Below are 8,342 nucleotides of genomic sequence, written 5' to 3'. Positions count from 1 at the left end.
GAGCGGTTAGAATGAGAGAACCCCAGGTCCGCTTTCGTGGAAACCAGGGTGAGTAGGAGAGACCCCGATGCGCCACGGCGCCGCCTATCGCAAGCTCGGCCGCACGGCCAGCCACCGGACCGCGATGTTCGCCAACATGGCGGCCTCGTTGATCAAGCACGAGCAGATCACGACCACGCTCCCCAAGGCGAAGGAACTGCGTCCCTTCGTCGAGAAGCTGGTCACGCTCGCCAAGAAGGGCGACCTGCACGCGCGCCGTCAGGCCATCAGCCACGTCCGCGACGTGCCGCAGGTGGGCAAGCTGTTCGAGACGATCGGTCCGCGCTACGCCGACCGTAACGGCGGCTACATCCGCATCATGAAGGCCGGCTATCGCCACGGCGACAACGCCGCCATGGCCGTCATCGAGTTCGTCGACCGCGACGTCGACGCCAAGGGCCAGGACTCGGGCTCGGTCTACGCCATCGAGGGCGACGACGAGGCGTAAGCTTCTTTCGTCGGGGCTTAAAAAGGGGCGGCTGGAGCGATCCAGCCGCCCTTTTTCGTTGTGACGCCGCGCGGTAAGGCTGTTTCGGCCCCGTGGAGGGGCTACTGACAGGTCCGGGCCCGGCGCAGACGCCCTTTGAATGGCGTTAGCCATGTCGTTCGAGCCTTCTTTAAGCGGGGTCAGGCACCGTAGCGGTCGGAGGACGAGACGGTCGATGTCGGTATTTCGGGTCGCAGCTGCTGTTCTGGCGCTGTCATGCGCGGCGTGCGGAGGCGAACGGACCGTCGTCATGGTTGCGACGCCGTTGGCCGAAGGCGGCGACCTCCTGGACGGTCGCGTTCCGCGCCAGCTGCAACTCGAGAATGGCGCTCGCCTGGAACTCGAGGGGGCCCGGCTGCTAGGGGAATGGGTTTGCGGCCGCCTGCCGCAGCATGGCTCCGCATGCCTTGAGGGCCGCCGCGTCAGCGCCATCGAGCATTGGGAGACCCGGCGGAAGGGCCCGGACGATCAGGCCTCGAAAGGCTTCGCCATGGTCTTCTTCAGCCCTATCATCGGCCTCTATGCCCTGGATGACATGCAGGAGCGGCGCGAGGACGAGGCTGAGCTGCAGGAGCGGTTGACCGAAGCCGAACGGATCGCCCGTCGCCGGGCTGAGGCCAGAGGCGTACCCGCCCCGCCCGCGCCGACGCAGGAAACCCTGCCGCTGTACGAAAGCTTCGAGGAACTGGCGACCTGCCTCGACATTCGTCAGACGAAAGACCGCGACGCCACCGACGGCGCGACTTTGGCGGGGCAGGTGTGGAGGTCACGTGATCAGTGCCTGGTCTCGGCGGCGAAGTGGTATCTCGCTGCCGGCGATGTGGCACGGGCGCGCCGTCTGACATTCGTTGCCCACGCCCGGAAGCGTTTCGAGGCCGTGGCCTGCGGCGACTCCGATCCGGGTCTCGATCTTCCCAGCAAGGACCTCGTCGCGACGTTGCCGACAGGCTGGGTGGGCGAATACCGGGCTGTGGTCGCCGACAGGGCCACCTATGCCTACGAGCCGCGAAAGCACGCCTGCCGGAGCGGAGAGCCTGACCGCGCCAAGGGGATCGCTGCCGCTGTCGCTCGTTTTCCGTTGACGGATATGACCGGCGTCTGATCGCGCCGCCTATTCCTTCGACAGATCCTGCCGCCTGAACCAGGCCAGCGCCCCCGCCAGCGGCAGCAGGGTCCACAGGCCCAGGCTGGTCCACGCCTTGGGCAGGATGCCGGCGGGCAGGGCGGCGGCGCGCTCGCCGCCGGCGATGGCGGCGCTGATGGCGTCTACCGCCGCGCCCGGATTGACCAGCACCGCCAGCCAGGCGTCGGGCATGATCCCCATCGGCGTCAGCATCTGCGGCGAGAAGAACTGCGCCACGCCGATCACCAGCGGCACGAAGAGCGCGGCCAGCAAGGACCGCGTCACCGAGGCGGCCAGCATCCCCATCATCGTGAACTGCAGGATGCGCAGCCATGACAGGCCGAACTGGCCGGCGAACTGTCCGAAGGCCTCGCCGGTGGCGCCGAAAACGACGGTCCGGTCGAAGATCGCGGCGCGGATGAAGTTCTCGGCCACGGCGGCCAGGAGCATGAACAGCATCGCCAGGAGCGCCAGTCCGGCGACGACGGCCAGCTTGCCCAGCAGCAGGTTCGGCCGGCTGTTGCGCGCGCTGATCAGCCGCCAGGTCTCCCAGCGGTAATCCCCGGCGTACAGCGTGGCCGCGCCGATCAGCACGAACAGCAGCACCATCGGATTGGCGAGATTGCCGGCGGCGCCGACCAGCGCCTCGGCCATGTCGAGCTCGCCGCCCTTGAGCATCATGTCGCGCAGCCCCGGGGGCGCGTCGGAATCGGCCAGCAGCTTGGCTTCGTTGGCCTTGAGCACGAATTGGGTGATGGTCCCGATCACCACGGTGATGACCGGCACGAAGACCACGCTCCAGAACAGGGCGGTGCGGTTCTTCGACAGGCGGAAGCCTTCCGCGCGGATGGCGTCAACCAGCATGGATCGTCTCCGGCGCCTGCACGGCGCCCGTCTCGGTGAAGAAGATGCTCTCCAGATCGGTGCCGACCCAGCGGGCTTCATGGATGTCCACCCCGGCCTCGACGAGGGCGCGGATCAGGCCGGGGCCCTCGTCGCGCTTCACGTCGGCCAGCACGGCCTCGCCCTCGGTCGCGCCGCGGGCGCCCAGCACCTCGAGCGCCTTCGCCGCCGTGGTGACGGTCAGACGCAGCCGCTCGCCGACCGAGGTCAGTTCCGTGACCGCGCCCTCGCGCACCAGCTTGCCCTTGTTGAGGATGGCGACGCGGTCGCAGACGCGCTGGACCTCAAGCAGCTGGTGGCTGGCCAGCACGACGGTGACGCCGTCGTCGTCGGCGAGGCTGCGGATCAGGGCCCGCATCTCCTGGATTCCCGGCGGATCCATGCCGCTGGTCGGCTCGTCGAGAATGACCAGCTCGGGCCGGCTCATCAGCGAGGCGGCGACGCCGAGGCGCTGCATCATGCCGACCGAGAAGCCGCGCACCTTGCGGTCCGCCGCCTCGGTCAGGCCGACCCGCTGCAGCCAGTAGGGGATGTCGGTCTCGCCGCCCACGCCGTGTTCCAGCGCCAGCCAGCGCAGCACCTGCCGCGCGGTCATGTAGGGCGGGAAGCGCGGCGTCTCGATCATCGAGCCCATGCGGCGCATGTGGCTGACCTCGGTGACGGCCCCGCCCATGACGCTGGCGCGCCCGTCGCTGGCCCGGATCAGGCCCAGCAGGATGCGGAACAGGGTCGACTTGCCGGCCCCGTTGGGCCCCAGCACGCCGTAGACCCCGCCTCGCGGGATCGACAGGTCCAGTCCGTCGAGGGCGCGAACGGCGCCGTAGGTCTTGGTCAGCCCCACGACTTCGATAACGGGCGTTTCGATAACAGCGGTCATGCGGACAGGTTGACCTCGCCTCGTCGATCCGCGCAACCCGGCGGGGCATTAAGCTTCGGCAATGTGGGGTTGCGGGCGGGACGCGGAGCCCGCCCGCGGCTGACTTTCCGCCTGATCGCGGGTAGAAGGCCCGTCCCCGCGAGCCCTTTCATGTCCGCCCTGTCCCGCCTCCGCACCCATCGCGCCGCCCTGCCGTTCATCCTGGTGACGGCGGTGCTCGACATCGTGGCCATGGGCATCATCATCCCCGTGCTGCCGGGCCTGATCGAGGATTTCGTCGGCTCCAACGCCCGCGCGGGCGTGATCAATGGCCTGTTCGTAGCGCTCTGGGCGGGCATGCAGTTCGTCTGCTCGCCGATCATCGGCTCGCTGTCGGACCAGTACGGTCGCCGTCCGGTGATCCTGATCAGCTGCGCCGGCCTGGCCATGGACTATGTGCTGATGGCCGTGGCGCCCGACCTGTGGTGGCTGGCGCTGGGCCGGATCATCGCCGGGATCACCTCCTCCAGCTTCACCACCATCTACGCCTACATGGCCGACATCACCGAACCCGCGAAGCGGGCGCGGGCCTACGGCCTGATCGGCGCGGCCTTCTCGGGCGGCTTCGTGCTGGGTCCGGTGCTGGGCGGCTTCCTGGGAGAGTTCGGCCCGCGCGTCCCGTTCTGGTTCGCCGCCGGCCTGTCGGGTCTGGCCTTCCTCTACGGCCTGCTGGTCCTGCCCGAGAGCCTGCCGCCCGACCGGCGGATGCGGTTCAACTGGGCGCGGGCCAACCCCGTGGGCGCCCTGATCCTGCTGCGCCGTCACACCGAGCTGAGCGGCCTCGCCGTGGTGAATTTCCTGCTCTACTTCGCCCATCACGTCTTTTCGGCCGTGTTCGTGCTCTACGCGGCCCTGCGCTACGGTTGGGGGCCGGGCGAGGTGGGCCTCCTGCTGGCCCTCGTGGGCGTGCTGGACATGGTGGTTCAGGGGGTTCTGGTGGGCCCGGTCGTCAAGCGCTTCGGCGACCGCGCGACCATGGTGTTCGGCCTGTTCGGCGGCACGGCGGGCATCGCGGCCATGGGCTGGGCGCCGGACGGGCTCTGGTTCATCCTCGCCATGCTGCCCAACGCCCTGTGGGGTCTGGCCATGCCGACGCTGCAGGCGCTGATGACCCGCCGCGTCGGCGAGGACGAGCAGGGCCAGCTGCAGGGCGCCAACATGAGCGTCGCCTCGATCGCCGGCGTGCTGTCGCCGCTGTTCTTCGGCTGGGTCTATTCGATCTCGGCCGGGGAGGGGGCGCCCGTGCCGCATCCCGGCCTCGCCTTCTTTCTCGCCGCCGCCGTCCTGCTGCTGGCGGCGCTGATCGGATGGCGGGTCGGACGGCGGGCGGAACGTGAGGAAAACGTAACCGTTTGAGCCCGCGTGCGCCTTGATCGCGTCGAAAAGTCCGGGCGAAATCGGCGCATAGCGACGTCATGACCATCCGGATGATGATGAAGACCAGCACCCTCGCCATCGCGCTCGCCCTGACCCTCGCCGCCTGCGGCCGGCCCGACGACACCCGGGCCCAGGACGGCGTCTTCGCCGACAACCGCGTCCTGCCCGCCGACGCCCTGTCGATGAAGGCCAGCTTCGCCCCCGTGGTCCGCGAGGCGGCGCCCGCCGTGGTCAACATCGCCGCCATCGGGGTGCAGCAGTACCGCGACCCCTTCTGGGGCATCCCGGGCCAGCGCCAGACCGGCTCGGTCGGCTCCGGCGTCATCGTCCGCGCGGACGGGGTGGTGGTGACCAACAACCACGTCATCGAGGGCATGCAGCAGATCCGCGTCACCCTGAACGACCGGCGCGAGTTCTCCGCCCGCGTGGTGCTGGCCGATCCGCGCTCCGACATCGCCGTACTGCAGCTCGAGGGCGTCGACGAGCGGTTGCCGGTCCTCAACATCGACGACCGCGAGGAACAGCAGGTCGGCGACCTGGTGCTGGCCATCGGCAATCCGTTCGGCGTCGGCCAGACGGTGACCAACGGCATCATCTCGGCCCTGAACCGCACCGACACGGGCATCTCCGACAGCGGCTCCTTCATCCAGACCGACGCGGCCATCAATCCGGGCAATTCCGGCGGGGCGCTGGTGGACATGGATGGCGACCTGATCGGCATCAACACCGCCATCTTCTCCCGCTCCGGCTCGTCATCGGGCGTGGGCTTCGCGGTGCCGGCCACGACGGTCCGGCAGGTGGTCGACTCGGCCGTCGGCGGCGCCACGGCCGTGGTCCGCCCGTGGCTGGGCGTGAAGGGCGAGACCGTCAGCGCCGACATCGCCCGCAGCCTCGGGCTCGAGCGTCCGCAGGGCCTGGTCGTCACCGACGTCTATCCCGGCGGTCCGGCCGCCCGCGCCGGCCTGCGCGAGGGCGACGTCATCACCGCCATCGACGGCGCCGAGGTCAACGACCAGAGCGGCCTCAACTTCCGGGTAGGCACGCGCGAGCCCAACGCCAGCGTCGAGGTGGCCCTGCTGCGCGATGGTCGGCCCACGACGCTGAACGCCCGGGTGCAGCGGCTGCCGGGCGACGCCGACATCGACCGGGCGACGGTGATCCGTTCGGGCGTGCTCAGCGGGGCGCAGGTGCTGGCGCTAAACCCCGCGCTCGCCGACAGCCTCGGCGGCGACCCGTTCGCGACCGGGGTCATCGTGGGCGCTGTCCAGCGCGGCAGCTACGCCCATCGCAGCGGGCTGCAGGGCGGCGACATCGTCATGGTCGTGAACGGGCGCGCCGTGACGTCGGTGCAGCAGTTGACCGATCTGGGCCGCGGCTCCGAAGTGATCATCGAGCGGCGCGGCCGGCGTATTACGGGCGTGCTGCGCTAGCCGTCGTCCCGCTTCGGCCCCGTCAGCGACCAGACGTGGCCGAAGGGGTCACGCAGCTTGGCGTGGCGGCCGTAGAATTCGTCGACCGGCAGACGGATCGTGCAGGCGCCCTCCGCCTCAGCCCGCGCCAGCCAGGCGTCGACGTCGTCGACGGCCAGCGCCACCGTCACCGTCGTTCCGCCCAGACTGTCCGGCGCCAGCGTGCCGACGGTCTCGATCATCTCGGGGAACTCGTCGGCCAGATAGATGGAGCCGCCGTTGGCCAGCTCGATCATGGCGTGCCCCAGCCGCCCGCCCTCCATGTCGAAGCGGTTGACCTCGCGGCCGCCGAACGCCCGCACGTACCAGGCCAGGGCGCGATGGCCGTTGCCGACCATCAGATAGGGCATCACCGGCGGGTCGGGCGGCACGTAGGCCATGCTATTTCACCCTGATCGGGCTCCCTATCGACCAGCAGTGGCCGAACGGGTCCTTCAACTGGCCGTAGCGGTCGCCCCAGAACTGGTCGGCCAGCGGATAGACCGGCACGCCGCCGGCGAGAATGGCGCGGTTCCACCATTCGTCGGCGTCGTCGACCTGCAGGTGCAGGGTCACCCCCTTGGGTGCGATGTCCTGTTCGCCGTTCATCTCCGGGAACTCGTCGTGCATCATGACGCTGGCCCCGTTGACGCGCAGGTGGGCGTGCATGATCCGCTCGCCGTCCTCGGCGAGCTTCAGGTCAAGAATTTCGGCCCCGAAAGCGCGCTGGTAGAATTCCGCCGCCGCCTGGCCGCCGCGCGAGGGGATGGTCAGGTGCGGCGTGATCCCGGCTGTCGGCCCCTGTTTGTCGTGATCTGCGGCCATGTCGCCCTCTCCGTTGGGTGACCCATACTAACGCGTGAAATGGCCGCCGCGAACGCCTATCTCTGGCGGCGCATGACCGACCTGTTCGAAGCCTCCGGCATTCACCCCCCCGACGCGCCGCTGGCCGACCGCCTGCGGCCACGCACGCTCGACGAGGTGGTCGGGCAGGATCACCTGCTGGGCGAGGGCGGGCCGATCCGGCGCATGGTCGAGGCCGGGCGGCTCGGCTCGATGATCCTGTGGGGGCCGCCCGGCACCGGCAAGACCACCATCGCCCGCCTGCTGGCCCAGGCCGCCGGCTACCAGTTCCAGCAGATCAGCGCCGTCTTCTCAGGCGTCGCCGACCTGAAGAAGGCGTTCGAGGCGGCCCGGATGCGCCGCGCCGCGGGGCAGTCGACCCTGCTGTTCGTCGACGAAATCCACCGGTTCAACCGGGCCCAGCAGGACGGCTTCCTGCCGTTCGTGGAGGAGGGGATCGTCACCCTGGTCGGGGCCACGACCGAGAATCCCTCGTTCGAACTGAACGGCGCCCTGCTGTCCCGCAGTCAGGTCTTCGTGCTCAAACGTCTCGACGACGAGGCCTTGAATCAACTATTGATCCGGGCCGAGGCGCAGGAGGGCAAGGCCCTGCCGCTGACGCCCGAGGCCCGCCAGGCCCTGCTCGCCCTGGCCGACGGCGACGGCCGCTACCTGCTGACCCTGTCCGAGGTGTTGTTCGGCATGGAGCCGGCCCAGCCGCTCGACGTCCAGGCCCTCGCCGGCATCCTGCAGAAGCGCGCGCCCGCTTACGACAAGAGTCGAGAAGAGCACTACAACCTCATATCAGCGCTGCATAAATCGGTTCGCGGATCGGACCCGGACGCGGCCCTCTACTGGCTGGCGCGGATGCTCAACGGCGGCGAGGATCCGCTGTATCTGGCCCGCCGCATCGTCCGCATGGCGGTCGAGGACATCGGCGAGGCCGACCCCCTGTCCCTTCTCGTCGCCAATGCGGCCAAGGACACCTACGACTTCCTCGGTTCGCCCGAGGGCGAACTGGCCCTGGCCCAGGCGGTGGTGCATCTCGCCACCGCGCCCAAGTCGGTCGGGGTCTACGAGGCCTTCAAGGCGGCGAAGCGCGCGGCGGCGGAAACCGGCTCGCTGATGCCCCCCGCCCACATCCGCAACGCCCCGACGAAGCTCATGAAGTCGCTCGGCTACGGCAAGGGCTACCAGTACGACCCG

Annotated in this window: 9 protein-coding genes; 5 read left to right on the top strand and 4 right to left on the bottom strand. The window is 69.5% G+C overall.

Going from position 1 to position 8,342, the window contains the following annotated elements:
- Positions 1 to 67: 67 nt before the first annotated feature.
- Both rplQ and VGD32_RS06655 read left to right on the top strand, forming a co-directional pair.
- Complete coding sequence (rplQ, locus tag VGD32_RS06660) at positions 68 to 487, top strand: 50S ribosomal protein L17 (protein ID WP_331031119.1); 420 nt, start codon at positions 68 to 70, stop codon at positions 485 to 487.
- Positions 488 to 701: 214 nt separating this feature from the next.
- Complete coding sequence (locus tag VGD32_RS06655; protein WP_331031118.1) at positions 702 to 1,628, top strand: hypothetical protein; 927 nt, start codon at positions 702 to 704, stop codon at positions 1,626 to 1,628.
- A gap of 9 nt (positions 1,629 to 1,637) precedes the next feature.
- Here VGD32_RS06655 and VGD32_RS06650 read toward each other — a convergent pair whose 3' ends face one another.
- Both VGD32_RS06650 and VGD32_RS06645 read right to left on the bottom strand, forming a co-directional pair.
- The gene (locus VGD32_RS06650; protein ID WP_331031117.1) at positions 1,638 to 2,513 is read right to left on the bottom strand and encodes a hypothetical protein; all 876 of its coding nucleotides are present in this window, start codon (positions 2,511 to 2,513) and stop codon (positions 1,638 to 1,640) included.
- Entirely contained in the window at positions 2,503 to 3,429 is a 927-nt protein-coding gene (locus VGD32_RS06645) for an ABC transporter ATP-binding protein (RefSeq protein ID WP_331031116.1), read from the bottom strand. The genes VGD32_RS06650 and VGD32_RS06645 overlap by 11 nt, the downstream gene beginning before the upstream one ends.
- A 150-nt stretch (positions 3,430 to 3,579) precedes the next feature.
- Here VGD32_RS06645 and VGD32_RS06640 point away from each other — a divergent pair, with 150 nt between their 5' ends.
- Together VGD32_RS06640 and VGD32_RS06635 are read left to right on the top strand one after the other, a co-directional pair.
- Complete coding sequence (locus VGD32_RS06640) at positions 3,580 to 4,824, top strand: TCR/Tet family MFS transporter (protein WP_331031115.1); 1,245 nt, start codon at positions 3,580 to 3,582, stop codon at positions 4,822 to 4,824.
- Between the two features lie 59 nt (positions 4,825 to 4,883).
- Positions 4,884 to 6,275, top strand: a complete 1,392-nt coding sequence (locus VGD32_RS06635; protein ID WP_331031114.1) for a trypsin-like peptidase domain-containing protein — start codon at positions 4,884 to 4,886, stop codon at positions 6,273 to 6,275.
- Here VGD32_RS06635 and VGD32_RS06630 read toward each other — a convergent pair.
- Together VGD32_RS06630 and VGD32_RS06625 are read right to left on the bottom strand one after the other, a co-directional pair.
- Entirely contained in the window at positions 6,272 to 6,694 is a 423-nt protein-coding gene (locus tag VGD32_RS06630; protein WP_331031113.1) for a VOC family protein, read from the bottom strand. The two genes, VGD32_RS06635 and VGD32_RS06630, sit on opposite strands and share 4 nt — an antisense overlap.
- Before the next feature lies 1 nt (position 6,695).
- Positions 6,696 to 7,118 (bottom strand): VOC family protein, encoded by a 423-nt coding sequence (locus VGD32_RS06625; protein ID WP_331031112.1) that lies wholly within the window; start codon positions 7,116 to 7,118, stop codon positions 6,696 to 6,698.
- 72 nt (positions 7,119 to 7,190) lie between these two features.
- On the opposite strand from VGD32_RS06625, the gene VGD32_RS06620 reads away from it, so the two are divergent.
- The coding region (locus VGD32_RS06620) for a replication-associated recombination protein A (protein WP_331031120.1) at positions 7,191 to 8,342 on the top strand (1,152 nt) is incomplete at its 3' end.

Origin of the sequence: Brevundimonas sp. (assembly GCF_036402095.1) — a bacterium.
GTDB lineage: Bacteria > Pseudomonadota > Alphaproteobacteria > Caulobacterales > Caulobacteraceae > Brevundimonas.
The sequence above is the reverse complement of the archived record's forward strand: the minus strand, read 5'-3'. Positions and strand labels throughout refer to the sequence as shown.